Below are 14,932 nucleotides of genomic sequence, written 5' to 3'. Positions count from 1 at the left end.
TTTAAATGTGAGGCATCTTTACAATGAATACATCAAACGAAAACTCTGCACCTTCTGAAAGTGTAATTGATTATCAATCTTCTGAGAATACTATTTACGCACGCCTTGACAAAGGTTGGTCTACTGATTTAGCAAATAAACCTATCTATAGCTGGACAGAACTGCTTAGCGGAATATCAAATGATACAATCAATCATGAAGCCATTGAAAATATAAGCAATTTTACTGGATCCTCATATGGGGACATCATTCAAGGCTCAAGCCTTGATGAAATTATCAATGGTATGGGCGGTAACGACTATATTAATGGGGGTGCAGGTGCTAACTCTTTATTCGGTGGAGAGGGCGACGATTTAATCAAGACCGGTGGGGGCTGGGGTAATTTTGTTGATGGTGGTGAAGGTATCGACACTTTGAACTACTATGGGCAAACTGACTCTCAAGGTGTCTATGTGCGCATGGATAAAGGTTGGGCCACTGATTATCAGAATAAACTTGATTACTCTTGGACCGAAATCAATTCTAAAATAGCAGCTGGTACAATTGATTTTGATTCATTTGAAGGTATTGAGAATTTTACAGGTACAGAGTTTAAGGACGTTATTCAGGGCTCGTCTGGTGATAATATAATTAAAGGTGGGGGTGGTTCTGATTTTATGAATGGTGGTGATGGCTTCGATATAGCAAGCTATTATGGAACAACTGCTAATGGTGCAGGGGTCAATGTAAGGTTAGATCAGGGCTTTACAATTAGTATGAGTGACAAGTTGACACATTCATGGACTGAGCTACTCCAAGCAGTCAAAACTGGTTCTATTGAGGCTGATAAACTAGTTAATTTCGAGGGAGCCATTGGTACACAATATAATGATGTATTGCAAGGTAACAGCGGAGATAACCTTTTAGAAGGTGCACAAGGTGACGACTACCTTAGTGGAGGTAAAGGAGACGATATCCTAATCGGTGGCAGCGGTATGGACTTGCTTGTTGGCGGTGAAGGGAATGATACCTTCTTCACTGATGAATCAGATAAAGGTGTTTTCGGTGGTGAAGGGTTGGATATCATTGCAAACATGAATGACGATAATGGCGATCATGTTGTCGATGTTGACCTATCAGCATCTAAATTCAACAGTGTAGAGGGCTTTGTTGCTGATAGAGAAAGTTCAGTTGATTACAATGTAAATGTATCATTGGATAAAGTTGCTGCACAGTCAGAAGGTACCTACGATGATATGTTCTTCGCTATCGGAGTAGATACTTTAACTTTTGCTGAGAGCGCTACAGAACAATCAACCCAAGAGTTAGAGGGCTCTTATGAAGCCGAGCTTGTTGCATTATTAGGACTAGATTCAGCAACCGAGTTGCAAGAAACTGTTTATGCTACTGATAATAATACAGTTACAGTAATTGAGGACATTATTAATGATTCTGACTCAGAGATGGGTGGGTTTGACTCTGCAGGTTTCATGACTGAAGACTCAATAGCTTACGCTTAATTAAAATAAACATCAAAGCAGCAGCCAATATGGCTGCTGTTTTTATTAATAGGATTTGATGTGGAAAAAATTAAGCGTCATATTATTAGCCGTGTTCGATGGGCCTTTTTTTTTAGTTTTCTGACTAGGGGCTGTTGATCTTTGTAGTACATATATCAATCAGCCCACATTGGTAGCCACATCATAGTAAATGCTAAAGCGAGCATTGAATGATAATTTCGTTCAAGCTTTTCATACCGCGTGGCTATCCCTCTATATTGCTTAATACGGCCAAATGCATTCTCAACCAAGTGCCGATATTTGTACATGCACCAGTCAATATCTTCATTGCCTACTAAACTGTTGCCCTTACGTGGAATAACGGGTGTAGCGTTATTATCACGAACAAACGCTCTCAGTTTTTCACTGTCGTAGCCTTTATCTGCGACAACCATATTACTTGTTGGGCAATTAGCTACGAGTGACTCTGCATGGACGATATCATGCGTATTCCCACAGGATAATTCATAATAAACAGGCAACCCTCCGCTATCGACTGCAAGATGAATTTTCGTAGAATTTCCACCTCGGCTCTTTCCAATTGATTCATTGTCAGCAGTTCTTGCACCGCAACTATGTTGATGAGCCCTGACAATACTGCCATCAATGAAGACCCAATCCATGTCCGCATCACGAGATAATGCGCGAAACAGTTCATTCAAAATCCCTTTTTTGGACCATAAATTAAACCGTCTGTAGATAGCACTCCAACGGCCAAAATCAGAAGGTAAATCTCGCCATGGAATACCTGTGCGCATCTTATACAGTATGCCTTCGAGCGTTTTTCTATGGTTGGGCTTATTATAAATTCGACCACTTAAGTACATTACTTTTGATAAGACATTCCATGTCCCGTCTGTTAACATTAATCTTGGCATGTAGGTTCGGTGTAAAGTTTTCTGGCGAATTCAATTATACCTTATCTTCATGCTGTTTGTTTTTCATACCACAAAGATCAACACGCCCTAGCATTCTAATGTTAGTTGTACCTATCTATTCATTACAAGTTTTCGATCGAGTATTAAGTTCATTTAGTTTAGATACGTTATACCTTTTAACCATAATCGCCTGTTGGTTGGTCGTTGTTTATGGTGTATTAGATTGGGCTAAGCAACGACTCCTGTATGCAAGTGCAAATGAGTGGCGTAAATATGCGAATACAGTTTGCGCGGAGCAATGCTTTGCGAAAGACGATAACGGTAAATTAGTTAAGGATATTAAATTAGCAGAGAATGGCCTACAAAATCACGTTTCTTCAGTTACCGACCTCCCTTGGACTAGCATATTTTTATTTGTACTACTAATAATACACCCCACATTTTTCTATATTGCGGTAGGAAGTATTGCAGTGTTGTTAATACTTGCTTGTATCAATTATGGATATAGTAAACGTGCCAGTGCACAGAAACCATCCAAAGATATTCAAGAGTCTATTTTAACTGAGTTGAACTATTTTACTTCTTCAGGGTTAATTACACCTATTGTTGTGATCTGAACCAATAGTTTTGGACACCTCATTAAGTGAGTAAACTAACTCATAGAGGTGAAACATGACAACTAAGACCAAACGTAAATCCTATTCAGAAGAATTCAAAGAAGAAGCACTAAAGCTGGCGAGTAAAGTAGGTTTTGCTCAAGCTGCCAGAGAATTAAGTGTCGCAGAGTCCCAGCTTTACTATTGGCGAACTGCTGCTCTGAAAAAGGCATCTACATCAGATAGAGAAAGTACGTTAGCTACCGAGAATGCTCGTTTGAAACGCCAACTAGCGGTGCAAGCAGAGGAGCTAGACATATTAAAAAAAGCCGCCACCTACTTCGCGAAAAATCAAAAATAACACGATTTGAATTTATGCAAAGCTACCGAAGCACATTCAGCGTTATCAGAATGGCTAAGGTACTTTGTGTATCGCCAAGTGGGTTTTATGCATGGATAAAATCATGTGAGCACGTGTGTAAGCGCAAACAACAACAGCAAATGTTAGATACTCAGGTCAAAGCCGTATTTGTTGACAGTAAAGAGCGAGACGGTGCGAGACGTATCCAAGTCGAGCTGGCGGAGCAAGGGAATAAACATGATGTAAAAACCATCAACAGAAGCATGGGACGTCAGGGTTTAGTAGCTAAAGCAGCTCGTAAATTCAAGTCGACCACCGACAGTAAACACAATTTACCTGTGGCCCCTAATTTACTTGAGCAGAACTTTACCGCCGATAAGCCCAACCAAAAATGGGCAGGTGATATCACGTATCTAATGACCAGCGAAGGATGGCTTTACCTCGCTGTGATTATCGACCTGTACTCGCGCTCAGTGATTGGTTGGTCAATGAGTACACGCATGACATCATCTTTGGTGTGTGACGCCCTGCAAATGGCTATCTGGCGCCGAGGTAGACCTAAAGATGTCATTGTACATAGTGATAGAGGCAGCCAATATGCTTCCCATGCTTATCGTGATTTATTAAGCGAACATCATTTAATGCAAAGTATGAGTCGTAAAGGCAACTGCTGGGATAATGCGTGTGTGGAAAGCTTCTTCCATTCACTCAAGGTCGAAGCCATCCAATATGAGCCTATTATGAACCGAGAAACCATGAGGCAGCATGTATTTGAATATATAGAAATTGATTACAACAAAAAGAGAAGGCATAGTGCGTTAGGCTATTTAAGCCCCGAGAAATTTGAACAACTAAATGTCGCTTAACGAAGTGTCCACTAATGATGGTTCAGATCATTGAGTTGTGGCGTAAAAGTACGGATAAAAACAGCGCTAATCAACATACATATAAAACACAAACTTTGAACATAAGTAGCTTTTCTAAAACATACCGTTTACTCGTTCAGATAGCAGTGACATGCGTAGGTGTATCTTATGTACTTGAGCAAGAACTTTCTGTTGGCGGTATGATTGCCGCAAATTTAATTATTGGCAGAGCGCTTGCTCCTTATGAACAATCGGTTATGCAATTACAGCATTGGGTTACCTGTTTTAATGCTTGGAAAAGGTTGACCAAAGAAGGTGCATTAGTAGATATTCAGTTAGAAACCGAGCCTCCTATACCTAAAGGAAGTTTAATTGCTGAAAAAATTATATATAAATATCCTAACGCAAATAAAGTCTTCATTAAGCCTTTCAGTGCTCAGTTTAATTATTCACATGCGATCGTTGGCTCGAATGGATCCGGCAAGTCTACGCTATTGAAAATTATGTCAGGCGAGAATACACCGTTTTCAGGTGAAGTTAGAATAGCGGCTAGTCAGCTATCTAATTGGAGTTTTAACACAAAGCAAAAAATTATTGGTATTTATAGATCAGATCTCCCTATTTATAAAAGTACGATTATAAATAATATGTCGACAGATCCAAACCTTCATAATTCTATTATCCAATTATCACAGCAACTTGGCTTGCATGAAAGAATAATGCAACAAGCGCAGGGTTACGATACTGAAATATTAGATGTCAAAAATCAATTAAGTAGTTCTGAAATTCAATTAATATTACTTATAAGAGCTTTGTGTAATAACCCTCATATATTTATAGCTGATAATATTGATGATCATCTAGATAGTAAAGCAGAGTTAGCATTGATTAAAATATTAGAAAAACGCGACACACTTGAACAAATAACAATTTACAGTGCGAAAAAAATGAACTTACTTAGCAAAGCTAAAAATATTCTTTATTTAGAGGCAGGTAATGTCAAATTTCATGGCAGAACTGCTGATTTTTTTGCAAGTAGAAATAAAATAAAAGAGGTTAGTAATGGATAAAAACGCGAGCCGAAAATGGTTGTTCGTTTGTTTTACCATTTTTTTATTTGGTTTTGGGACTTTTATAACTTGGGCTGTGATAGCACCGCTTAGTTCAGCATCAATTGCTGCTGGCAGCGTAGTTGTCAAAGGTAATAAAAAGAGTGTACAACACTTAGAAGGTGGAATTATACAAGAAATACATGTTGAAGAGGGACAGTATGTTAATAGAGGCGATGTATTATTTAAACTAGCAAAAGAGCAGGCACTCAATTTATTTGATCAAACACAAACACAATATCAGTATGCAAAAGCTGCGTTTCAGCGTATACAAGCTGAGTTGTCAGGTATGGAAACATTAAATTTTAGTGGGTTTGATGAAAGCAACAAAAAAATAAAACAGATGCTCGATTACCAAATTGAGCAATTTTATGCAAATAAGCATAAATTAAACAGCCAGATTTCATTACAACTTGAAAAGCAAGAGCAAAGCGCACAGAAACTAAAAACTTTATTAGCAAAACAAACATCAGATAGGAAGCAATTAAAAATAGCAAAAGAGCAAGTAGCTATGTATACGGAGCTTGAAAAAAAAGGCTACTCATCAAGATCTCAATTTTTAGCGGCACAGAGTAATCAAGAGTCGATTCAGGGAAGACTTAACGAATACGACGGGCTAATTCAGCAAGCTCAAGGAGCTATTAATGAATCTGAGTTAGCTTTGGCTAATATTCGCATTGAAAATCAAAAGCAACTAAGAGAAGTTTTTGAAAAGCAGCAAGAGCTGTTAAGTGTAAGGCAATCTGAATATATGCGTGTTAAAGATGTATTAGATAGAACGACAATAATTAGCCCAATCTCAGGTTATGTTGTAAACCTTTCTGTGAATACATTACAAGGTGTTATTAGCCCAAGACAAAAATTATTAGATATTGTACCTGATAATGACACGGCTAGCGCATTTTAATCCCAGACTCTAACAGGGTTGAGCGGTAATCATCGTCTAGCCCTGCCATTTTCTTTTTCCTCGCCATACTTGCTGACTTAGATGCATCTTGTTTAAAAAGCGCCATGGCTATCTTTCGCATTACATTAAACATTAATGGCCCTTGAAGTTTGCGTATTCTCGATTCATCTTCTCTGAAGTTCATATCAAGCATCCAATGCATGCTTTCAACCTGCCAGTGACTGCGTACTGCATTGAGTGCTTGCGCTGCATTTAAGTCTAATGAACTTATATACCAGCGTGTTTCAGTGGTATCCGACCCTGCCGACTTATCATGAACTTCAGCCCTGACCTTAATAATACTCGTTAAGCCAGGCCAACGATAATCCTTGCCTAGCCAGCTTTTATCTATAAGTAACTGCTGGCATGTACGTGTTTCAACACGCCCATGTCCTGAGCTTATTTCGGTATGTTCATCACAATTATGCTTAGTTAACCTTTCACGCTCGCACTTGTGCCACCACGCTTCTAGTTCCTTTTGCATGCCTGAATGATTACCTTTAAGTGCAAGAATATAATCTGCTTTTTGTTGGATGATTTGTTTTGCTATTTCTTGTTGGCATCCCATCGCATCTAACGTAATGATACTGTTTTCAATATCGAGCAGGGTGAGTAATTCTGGTATTGCGGTGATTTCATTTGTTTTATTATCAACAGCCGTCTGCCCAAGCACTAACTGGTGTTGGCAACTCCATGCACTGACCGTGTGTAAGGCACTTTTTCTGTCTTTTGTGGTAAATGAACGCCGTGCGGTTTTGCCATCGATAGCGATGATATCTGCACCTGTAGTTTCAATCAGTGATGATATCCAAGATTGAAATGCCCTTTCTATTTCATTTGCTTTTAACCGACACATGACGCGAGCAATCGTGTCATGTTTTGGAATTCCTGCGTTGAACGTGCCGTATTTTTTTAACCAATCAAGCTTTAGGTGCCCAAAGTCTTCAATATCTTCCCATCCTTCTGCACCAGAGAGTACAGCGCTAATAGAAAGGAGAAGAATATCGATAAGTTCATGCTTTTTACAACGTTCAATGCGAGGATCTGTAATTGAATTAAAATGTTTCAGAAAAGTAGTGCTCATATTTATGCGACCAAGTAATTATTATGCCTTGATCTGATCACTACTTGCTCTATAAGTTCAATTTATAATGATCTTGCCGTGCTGATAATGATGATTTACTAGTAGAAGTATTGCTTAATCCAAAAGATATTGAGTCAGTACATAAGGGGATGAAGGCTAAAGTAAGGCTTTCCTCATATAATATGAGGCGAGTTGCTCCTATAGATGGACTTGTTGAGAATGTTTCTGCTGACAGAATATACGACGAAGAAAAAGATATTTCAGCGTATAAAGTGAAAGTAAAGATACAGGATAAGCCAGAAGCCATTGAGCTTTATCCTGGTATGCCTGCCGAAGTTATGATTTTACTTGAACAAAGAACACCGCTTGATTACCTTTTGTCGCCACTATTACAGTTAAATTATAATGCATTCAGAGAAAGTAGCTAAAAGATAATATATATAAAACTAATCATTTAGGATGTATGTTGTTTTGTTTTTGTTGTAATTGGATTTCTTCTAATATAAAATTATTACTTTGTGGTAAGTTAGGTATTCAAAGGATATGAATAATAAGAAAAACGGTGATTTTTTACTCATTAACCCCAGTGAGTTAAAAATAACTCTCAAAAAAATGTACAACCAAGTAATCAAGTTAGATGTATTCTCTTTTTTCTACTGTGAAGGGTCTAATAATAATATTAAAATAAATAGTACTTCAGACTTTTTTGATGGGTTGAACCCCCTTGCTATAAATCTCAGTAAAACATCTAACGGCTTTATTTTTAGCCCATCAAAGCACGGGGTTAGTGCTGTATACTATATAAGAAATGCCAATGGGATCTGCGCGATATCTTCGCAACCAGATGTAATTGCTGCTTTGTTCGATTGTGACTTATCTAAAGAAGCGCTTTATCAAGACCTTGTTATGGGCTTTCGCATAGATAATACTTCTATATTTGATAATATATATAAACTACGCGTAAATGAATATCTAGAATTAGAGAATGGGCGGCTCACGCTAAAATCTAAGAGTCCTAAGCCACTGTCATACAGTCATGCCACCGAACAATTATTCGATATATTACTTGGTTTTGTAGCGAAAAATTTTGATGATAATTATATTTCTGAGCTTACCGGCGGTATAGATAGTCGTTTAGTATATGCCTTAGGGCTTGCTGGTGGTAAAGCTCCTAGGCAAAATTTTACCATTGGCAATGATTCTGATCCTGATGTGCAAGTTGCACAATTAATTAGTCAATCATCAAACTCTGCACATTACCTTTTGAACCAAGATTATAATGCCGATTCTATACTAAAAGATGGCTATAATTTTGCTGTAATGTCTGGCTTTTCTCTGAATGCAGCTTCATATAGCTGGATGCCAAACGTATATAAACAATTAGAACCCTACAGGAAAGGTCAAGTAACCGGTGTAGGTGGAGAGTGTGCAGGGGATTTTTATTTTACGCCTTTTGATAAATTAATATCTCACCCATATATATTTGATAAATGGATGAAAAAACGTCTTTATTCTTCTGGTAATTTGTTAGTTAATCATGTCGGAGGGCATGAATATCAACATGAAAAATTAAAAAGCGAACTCGCAGGCTTATTAAATACAAATAATGCCCAAGCTTGGAGATCTAGTTTAGTTTCGCTGTATGCACAGCATAGAGTGACCAACTGGGTGGGACCCGTTTTGAAGGCTTCATCAAATTATTATGACGTATGCGCACCTTTACTTACAGACCCTTATTTAGATTGGGCTCTATCTGTTCCTTTAGACTTGAGAAAAAATCGTCAAGCCCAGCTATCACTAGTGAAAAAATTGCATCCTAAAATTGCTGAAGTACCTTATGCAAGTCAGCTAGGTAGTAATTTTATACGTAATAATAAAGTTACTCGTATTGCAAATAAACTATACAAACGTTCTTTAGGTATCAAAAGTCAGGATGATTTAGGGTCAAACTCAGTTATAAAAGTGTTAATTCAGGATAAATCTATTAATCATCAAGTATCAGAAATAATGAGAAAATACTTATCGATGAATGAAAATCATATTCTTTTGATCCTTCATAATCCAGACTCTTACACAAAGCAATTAGGGTTTTTAGTAACAGCTTGCTGGGCAAAGCAACGTATAAACGAATTAAAGAACAAATATATCAATTAACTATAAGGTTATAACATGCATTTTGTAGTTTGTGGTTCAGATCCAGGAACTAGTAATTTAGGTGTTTCAGCATTAGGTAATGCTGCTATTTCTGGTTTGTACCAAGTGAATAAAGACAACTTATTCACAGTCCTAGACTCTAAAAAAGGGGTCCGTAAAAGTCTTTTTACTACTGAAGGTGATTCGATTGAGGTAAATTTATGCGGTGCAAAATTAAGTAAAAAATTCTATCAAAAACAAAGTTACTTAAATTTAAATGTATCTGCATATTTTAATGGCTTCACAAATGCTAACTGCAAACATCTACTGAGCGCGGATGCTTTTTTAGACGTAAGTGGAGGAGATAGTTTTACAGATCTTTATGGAACATTTCGTTTCAACCTAGTAAATGCGCCAAAATATTTTGCTATAAAAAATAAAATACCACTTGTTCTACTTCCACAAACTTACGGTCCATTTAGGTCAGATAAGACAAAAAATGAAGCTAGGCATTTAGTTATTAATTCTAAAATGGCTTGGGCTAGAGATTTAAGATCGTATGAAGTATTAAAAGATTTATTAGGGGATAAGTTTAACCCAAATATACATAAAGTAGGTGTAGATATGGCATTTGCATTACCTGTTAAAGAATCAAGTCATAAAATTAACCCTAAAGTAATTAAGTGGTTAGAGTCAGATGATGATGTGCTTGGTATTAATATAAGTGGGCTAATCTATAATGATCCTGAACAAGCTAAAAATAGATACCAATTTAGAACCGATTATAATAAATGTATTGAGCAGTTAATAATACGAATTTTAGAGGATACAAACTCGAAAATTGTATTGATCCCACATGTATTAACATCACCTTTAGGGGATCCCTCTCTGTCAGACTAGTTGTCGCGCTTAATATTCAACCATTAAACAGAGGGCGTGGAGTAACAATGAAACATTATTCAGCGCAAAGCAAAGAGTCGGCTCTTCAGAAGATGATGCCTCCAAATAATATAGCAATAGCCCAATTATCAATCGAGATGGGGATTGGTGAATCAACCTTGTATAATTGGCGAAAACAAGCAATTGATAAGGGGCATTTAGTGCCAGGTGATGGAAAGAATGCTGAGCAGTGGTCATCAGCAAATAAATTCTCAGTCGTGTTGGAAACAGCCTCTTTAAATCAAGCTGAGTTAGCGGAATATTGCCGAGGCAAAGGTCTTTATGTGGAACAAGTATCGGCTTGGCGAAATGCGTGTATAGATGCAAACGCTAACGTTAAAGAGCAAGAAAAAGCCTTCTCCACCGAAACAAAGAAAGATAAAAAACAGATCAATCAATTAGAAAAGGAGCTACGTCGAAAAGATAAGGCACTCGCTGAAACCGCAGCACTATTGGTGTTAAGAAAAAAAGCAAATGCGATCTGGGGGGAAGCCGAGGACGAATGATCCTCGACTCAGCTCGCATTCAAGCAGTTAAACTAGTTAATGAAGCTGTGAGTTCTGGTGCGCCAAAGTTTAAAGCTTGCCGTGAACTTGGGATCAGTGTCCGGACGTATCAACGTTGGACTGTTGACGGGAACATAAAAACAGATGGTAGACCAATATCTCAGCGCCCTGAGCCAAAAAATAAGCTATCAAAAGCAGAGAGAGATAACATATTAGCCATCGTTAATAGCGATGATTTTAAGAGCTTACCACCAAGCCAAATCGTCCCTACATTAGCAGATGAGGGTATTTATCTTGCTTCTGAATCAACATATTATCGTGTTCTTCATGAAGAAAAACAGCAAAACGCTCGCGGACGTAGTCAGATAAAAGAGAGAAAAGTACCGACGACACACTGTGCTACAGGGCCAAACCAAGTGTGGTGTTGGGATATTACTTGGTTACCAGGCCCCGCTAAAGGGCTGCATTTTTATTTATATTTGATACTCGATATATTTAGTCGAAAGATTGTTGGATGGGAAATTCATGATGACGAATCAGCAGAAAATGCATCAATATTAATTAAGAAAGCTCATTTAAAAGAAGGAGTTAAAGATAATCCTCTGGTACTGCATTCGGATAATGGAAGCCCAATGAAAGGCTCATCAATGCTTGAAACACTTTATAGTTTAGGTGTCGTGTCGTCTTTTAATCGTCCTAGGGTGAGCAATGATAATGCTTATGCTGAGTCGATATTTAAAACGTGTAAATATCGCCCTGACTATCCGTATAAAGGGTTTTCAACAATTGATGAGGCGCGTAGTTGGGTGTTGAAATTTAGCCACTGGTATAATTTTAACCACAAACATAGTGGCATCAAATACGTCAGCCCACATCAAAGGCATTCAGGATTAGCGGGTGACATATTGGCTAATAGAAAAGAAGTTTATCAAGGTGCTAAAGATGCTCACCCTGAGCGCTGGAGCGGTAATATCCGTAATTGGGATTTACCAAAAGAAGTGTACTTAAACCCTGAACAAAATAGTGTCAAGGCTGAGAGTGCATAACGTAGTGATCGCGACAACTAGTTTGACAAACACCGTCTTATAGCTTTGTAAATGATGATTATGAAGGTGTCCAACGCGAAGATGACTCTCAGGAATTTAGTATTGCACTTGTGCACAGTACTGCAAGGTGGTTGGAGATAAGCATCTATGGAACACTACAAGATAAAAATTCAAATTTAGAACAGTTTAAATATGATAAAACCTTAGTTGGTTTCAACTTTAAAATTTCAATGTAAGGATAAAGATGAAATTTTTTTACTCTCTTTTGGTACTGCTATTTTCAGTATCTTCATTTGCAGAACAAACAAATTATCTTCTAGATACGGGGGATATTATACAGATCACCGTTTATGGCGAAGATGAACTTTCTCTAGAGACCAAAATTAGTCGCTCAGGTAAATTAAATTACCCGTTTTTAGGGGAGATGAAAATTAATGGTCTAACTGAGAATGCGTTACAAGATAAAATCTACAGAGGGCTCAAAGGTAACTACCTAATAGAGCCAACAGTAAACGTGACGGTTACGCAATATAGACCTTTCTTTATACATGGTGAGGTTCAAACTCCAGGAAGTTATCCTTATCAACCTGGGATGACGGTTAATCAGGCAATTGCAATTGCTGGTGGATTAACTGAAAGAGCCTCTAAAGATAAAATCTTTCTTTTTAGAGAAAAAAATAAATCACAGCAAATTGATGCTACATTAAACTCGACCGTCAATGCGGGTGATACTTTAACCGTTGAACAGAGGTTTTTCTAATGGATTCGAATAAACCCTTTGCAGATAAAAGTAATAACCTAGATTTTAAGCGTTATCTATATGCATGCCTTCAGTATAAATGGAGAATAATCTTTGCTTCTCTATTTATCTCAATAATTACAGCTTTTGTCGTTATGCAGATAAAGCCAATCTACGAATCAACAGCAACATTACTGATAGAACCTGAACAAAAAAATATGGCTTCAGTTGATGAAATGTATGGCTTTGATACAACAAAAAGAGAATATTACAGTACTCAGTTTGCAATTTTAAAATCGAAATATATTGCGCTTGCAGTAATAAAGAAGCTTAATTTATCCGATAACCCAGAATTTAATGAAGATGATAGTTCGTTTGATATAAAAGGTGAACTTTATACATTAATAGGTTATGAGCAACCGAAATCTGAATTAAATGATGAATACAAATTAGTAAATTTAATCAACGAATTCAGAGAACGCTTAACTGTAGAACCTATAATGGGCACGCAATTAGTCCATATTAGCTATGAGGCTACAGATCGCAAGTTAGCCGCCGAAATCGCGAACGCGGTTGGAGAGGCATACATTGAAACTCAGTTAGAAGCCAAAATGGGCGTCACTCGCGAAGCAACTACGTGGATGAGCGATAAAATGGCGGATTTAACAACTCAGCTTGAGCGTTCTGAAGCTGCCTTTGAGAACTTTCGTCAAGAAAATAATATTGTTGATATAGAAAGTGCGGTCACACGAATTGATAATGAGCTTGAAAGTACTCAACAGACGCTGGCGATTGCACAAAGTGATAAGAGTAAAGTTGATAGTATTTTAAATATGATTAACAAATTAGGTAAGTCAGATTTTGAAAGTTTAAAATCTTTACCTGAAATAATGAGCCATAGTTCTGTATCTGCTGGCCGTGCTCAATTAGAGCTTGCAGAACTTAAATATGCTGAATTAGCCAAAAGGTATGGTCCAAAGCATCCGAAGTTAATTGCCGCAAGTGAAGAGCTTAATATGCGTAAAGAGCAGGTTAACTCACAAATACGTTCACTTATTTCTGGTATTGAAAAAGAATCTTACGCCGCCAATGAGCGAGTAAAACAATACCAACAGGAATTGGTTAATATTCGTAAGAAATATAATGAAATTACTAAATTAGATTCGCATTATACAGCGTTGAAAGTTGAGGTAGATACTAACCGTAATCTATATAATACCTTCTTAGAGCGTTCGCGAGAAACTGAGGCTACAAGTGGTTATAAAACAACCCCCGCAAGGTTTACTGGCTTTGCATCCCCGAGTATTTATCCAGTTAAACCAAACCGTAAATTAATTGTCGCTGCGTCTTTTATTTTGAGTGTAATGTTTTTTACTGGTTTAATAATACTCTTTGAATTACTTGATGACACGATTAAGAGCCATACTGATATCGAAAACAAATTATCAATGCGCATGTTAGGGTTGATCCCACTATCAAAAGGCGGTTCACTTGATGCGCGAGCTTTTTTTAATAAAGATAAAAATCAATTTTCTGAGGCGATAAGAACACTTCGAACAGGTATTGTCCTGTCTTTGATGGATAACACTAATCAAAAAGTTATTGAAATAACTTCATCTGTGCCAGGAGAGGGTAAAACGACCACTTCTATAAACTTAGCCTTTTCACTGGGACAAATTGAAAAAGTACTACTAATTGATGCGGATATGCGAAAACCAAGTATTTGTAAGCACTTTGATATGCCGAGTTATCATCCTGGTTTATCTAACTTAATATCAGGTACAGATAAGATTGAAAATTGCCTATATCATGATGAACAAAGCGGTATTACAGTCATGCCTTGTGGTCAATTGCCACCAAATCCTCTTGAGTTACTATCAAGTAGACGTTTCACTAAAATTATTGAATTATTAAAAGGTCAATACGATAGAATTATTATCGATACTGCACCTGTGGAAGCTGTTAGTGATTCATTGATGATTTCTAAAACGGCAGATAGTGTTATTTATGTGGTAAAAAGTGATGATACTCATATTTCAGTAGTAAAAAGTGGATTAGGACGTTTACTACAAGATGAAGCTAAACTGGCAGGCGTTGTACTTAATCAAGTGGATACTGATAAAATAGCGAAAGTCCAAGGGTATAATGGATATTATGATTATTACTCTTACTCAGATAAACCTTCATAGGT

The 14,932-nt window shown here is 37.3% G+C and carries 12 protein-coding genes and 1 pseudogene; 11 read left to right on the top strand and 2 right to left on the bottom strand.

The window, feature by feature from the left end; genetic code table 11:
• Nucleotides 1-23 precede the first annotated feature (23 nt).
• Nucleotides 24-1,499, top strand: a complete 1,476-nt coding sequence (locus tag ACT3S9_RS08935; protein WP_441835402.1) for a calcium-binding protein — start codon at nucleotides 24-26, stop codon at nucleotides 1,497-1,499.
• Between the two features lie 155 nt (nucleotides 1,500-1,654).
• Here ACT3S9_RS08935 and ACT3S9_RS08930 read toward each other — a convergent pair whose 3' ends face one another.
• The gene (locus ACT3S9_RS08930; protein ID WP_089367531.1) at nucleotides 1,655-2,416 is read right to left on the bottom strand and encodes an IS5 family transposase; all 762 of its coding nucleotides are present in this window, start codon (nucleotides 2,414-2,416) and stop codon (nucleotides 1,655-1,657) included.
• Nucleotides 2,417-2,514: 98 nt separating this feature from the next.
• On the opposite strand from ACT3S9_RS08930, the gene ACT3S9_RS08925 reads away from it, so the two are divergent.
• The 4 genes from ACT3S9_RS08925 to ACT3S9_RS08910 all read left to right on the top strand — a co-directional run bounded on the left by ACT3S9_RS08925 (nucleotide 2,515) and on the right by ACT3S9_RS08910 (nucleotide 6,255).
• Nucleotides 2,515-3,033, top strand: a complete 519-nt coding sequence (locus tag ACT3S9_RS08925; protein ID WP_444750895.1) for a hypothetical protein — start codon at nucleotides 2,515-2,517, stop codon at nucleotides 3,031-3,033.
• Nucleotides 3,034-3,088: 55 nt separating this feature from the next.
• Nucleotides 3,089-4,239 (top strand): IS3 family transposase gene (locus ACT3S9_RS08920; RefSeq protein WP_086957897.1). Its coding sequence is split into 2 segments (ribosomal slippage): nucleotides 3,089-3,344 and nucleotides 3,344-4,239, totalling 1,152 coding nucleotides; the frame shifts between segments, so codons are not numbered across the junction.
• 14 nt (nucleotides 4,240-4,253) lie between these two features.
• Nucleotides 4,254-5,309: an ATP-binding cassette domain-containing protein gene (locus ACT3S9_RS08915; protein WP_441993668.1), complete on the top strand. Its 1,056-nt coding sequence runs from the start codon at nucleotides 4,254-4,256 to the stop codon at nucleotides 5,307-5,309.
• Complete coding sequence (locus tag ACT3S9_RS08910) at nucleotides 5,302-6,255, top strand: hypothetical protein (RefSeq protein ID WP_444750894.1); 954 nt, start codon at nucleotides 5,302-5,304, stop codon at nucleotides 6,253-6,255. The genes ACT3S9_RS08915 and ACT3S9_RS08910 overlap by 8 nt, the downstream gene beginning before the upstream one ends.
• Here ACT3S9_RS08910 and ACT3S9_RS08905 read toward each other — a convergent pair.
• On the bottom strand, nucleotides 6,242-7,378 hold the full coding sequence (locus tag ACT3S9_RS08905) for an ISAs1 family transposase (protein ID WP_444750804.1): 1,137 nt from the start codon (nucleotides 7,376-7,378) through the stop codon (nucleotides 6,242-6,244). The two genes, ACT3S9_RS08910 and ACT3S9_RS08905, sit on opposite strands and share 14 nt — an antisense overlap.
• Nucleotides 7,379-7,473: 95 nt before the next feature.
• On the opposite strand from ACT3S9_RS08905, the pseudogene ACT3S9_RS08900 reads away from it, so the two are divergent.
• The 6 genes and pseudogenes from ACT3S9_RS08900 to ACT3S9_RS08875 form a co-directional block, all read left to right on the top strand.
• Nucleotides 7,474-7,806 (top strand): annotated as a pseudogene (locus ACT3S9_RS08900) (HlyD family efflux transporter periplasmic adaptor subunit); the annotation flags it as partial.
• Between the two features lie 115 nt (nucleotides 7,807-7,921).
• Entirely contained in the window at nucleotides 7,922-9,532 is a 1,611-nt protein-coding gene (locus tag ACT3S9_RS08895) for a hypothetical protein (protein ID WP_441836616.1), read from the top strand.
• 15 nt (nucleotides 9,533-9,547) lie between these two features.
• The gene (locus ACT3S9_RS08890) at nucleotides 9,548-10,411 is read left to right on the top strand and encodes a polysaccharide pyruvyl transferase family protein (RefSeq protein WP_441836617.1); all 864 of its coding nucleotides are present in this window, start codon (nucleotides 9,548-9,550) and stop codon (nucleotides 10,409-10,411) included.
• Nucleotides 10,412-10,458: 47 nt separating this feature from the next.
• A protein-coding gene (locus ACT3S9_RS08885; RefSeq protein WP_110957763.1) for an IS3 family transposase occupies nucleotides 10,459-12,002 on the top strand; the annotation gives its coding sequence in 2 pieces (ribosomal slippage) (nucleotides 10,459-10,924 and nucleotides 10,924-12,002; 1,545 coding nt in all).
• Nucleotides 12,003-12,246: 244 nt separating this feature from the next.
• Nucleotides 12,247-12,762, top strand: coding sequence for a polysaccharide biosynthesis/export family protein (locus tag ACT3S9_RS08880; RefSeq protein WP_444750893.1), 516 nt, complete (start codon nucleotides 12,247-12,249; stop codon nucleotides 12,760-12,762).
• Entirely contained in the window at nucleotides 12,762-14,930 is a 2,169-nt protein-coding gene (locus ACT3S9_RS08875) for a GumC family protein (RefSeq protein WP_444750892.1), read from the top strand. The genes ACT3S9_RS08880 and ACT3S9_RS08875 overlap by 1 nt, the downstream gene beginning before the upstream one ends.
• Nucleotides 14,931-14,932 lie beyond the last annotated feature (2 nt).

Origin of the sequence: Pseudoalteromonas sp. AOP31-A2-14 (assembly GCF_052378035.1) — a bacterium.
Taxonomy (GTDB): domain Bacteria; phylum Pseudomonadota; class Gammaproteobacteria; order Enterobacterales; family Alteromonadaceae; genus Pseudoalteromonas.
This window is presented reverse-complemented; position numbering and strand designations above follow the sequence as displayed.

Excerpts from the sequence above, each read along its gene's own strand:
- ACT3S9_RS08935 (WP_441835402.1), top strand. The coding sequence starts at position 24 with ATGAATACATCAAACGAAAACTCTGCACCTTCTGAAAGTGTAATTGAT.
- ACT3S9_RS08930 (WP_089367531.1), bottom strand. The coding sequence starts at position 2,416 with ATGCCAAGATTAATGTTAACAGACGGGACATGGAATGTCTTATCAAAA.
- ACT3S9_RS08925 (WP_444750895.1), top strand. The coding sequence starts at position 2,515 with ATGTTAGTTGTACCTATCTATTCATTACAAGTTTTCGATCGAGTATTA.
- ACT3S9_RS08915 (WP_441993668.1), top strand. The coding sequence starts at position 4,254 with ATGATGGTTCAGATCATTGAGTTGTGGCGTAAAAGTACGGATAAAAAC.
- ACT3S9_RS08910 (WP_444750894.1), top strand. The coding sequence starts at position 5,302 with ATGGATAAAAACGCGAGCCGAAAATGGTTGTTCGTTTGTTTTACCATT.
- ACT3S9_RS08905 (WP_444750804.1), bottom strand. The coding sequence starts at position 7,378 with ATGAGCACTACTTTTCTGAAACATTTTAATTCAATTACAGATCCTCGC.
- ACT3S9_RS08895 (WP_441836616.1), top strand. The coding sequence starts at position 7,922 with ATGAATAATAAGAAAAACGGTGATTTTTTACTCATTAACCCCAGTGAG.
- ACT3S9_RS08890 (WP_441836617.1), top strand. The coding sequence starts at position 9,548 with ATGCATTTTGTAGTTTGTGGTTCAGATCCAGGAACTAGTAATTTAGGT.
- ACT3S9_RS08880 (WP_444750893.1), top strand. The coding sequence starts at position 12,247 with ATGAAATTTTTTTACTCTCTTTTGGTACTGCTATTTTCAGTATCTTCA.
- ACT3S9_RS08875 (WP_444750892.1), top strand. The coding sequence starts at position 12,762 with ATGGATTCGAATAAACCCTTTGCAGATAAAAGTAATAACCTAGATTTT.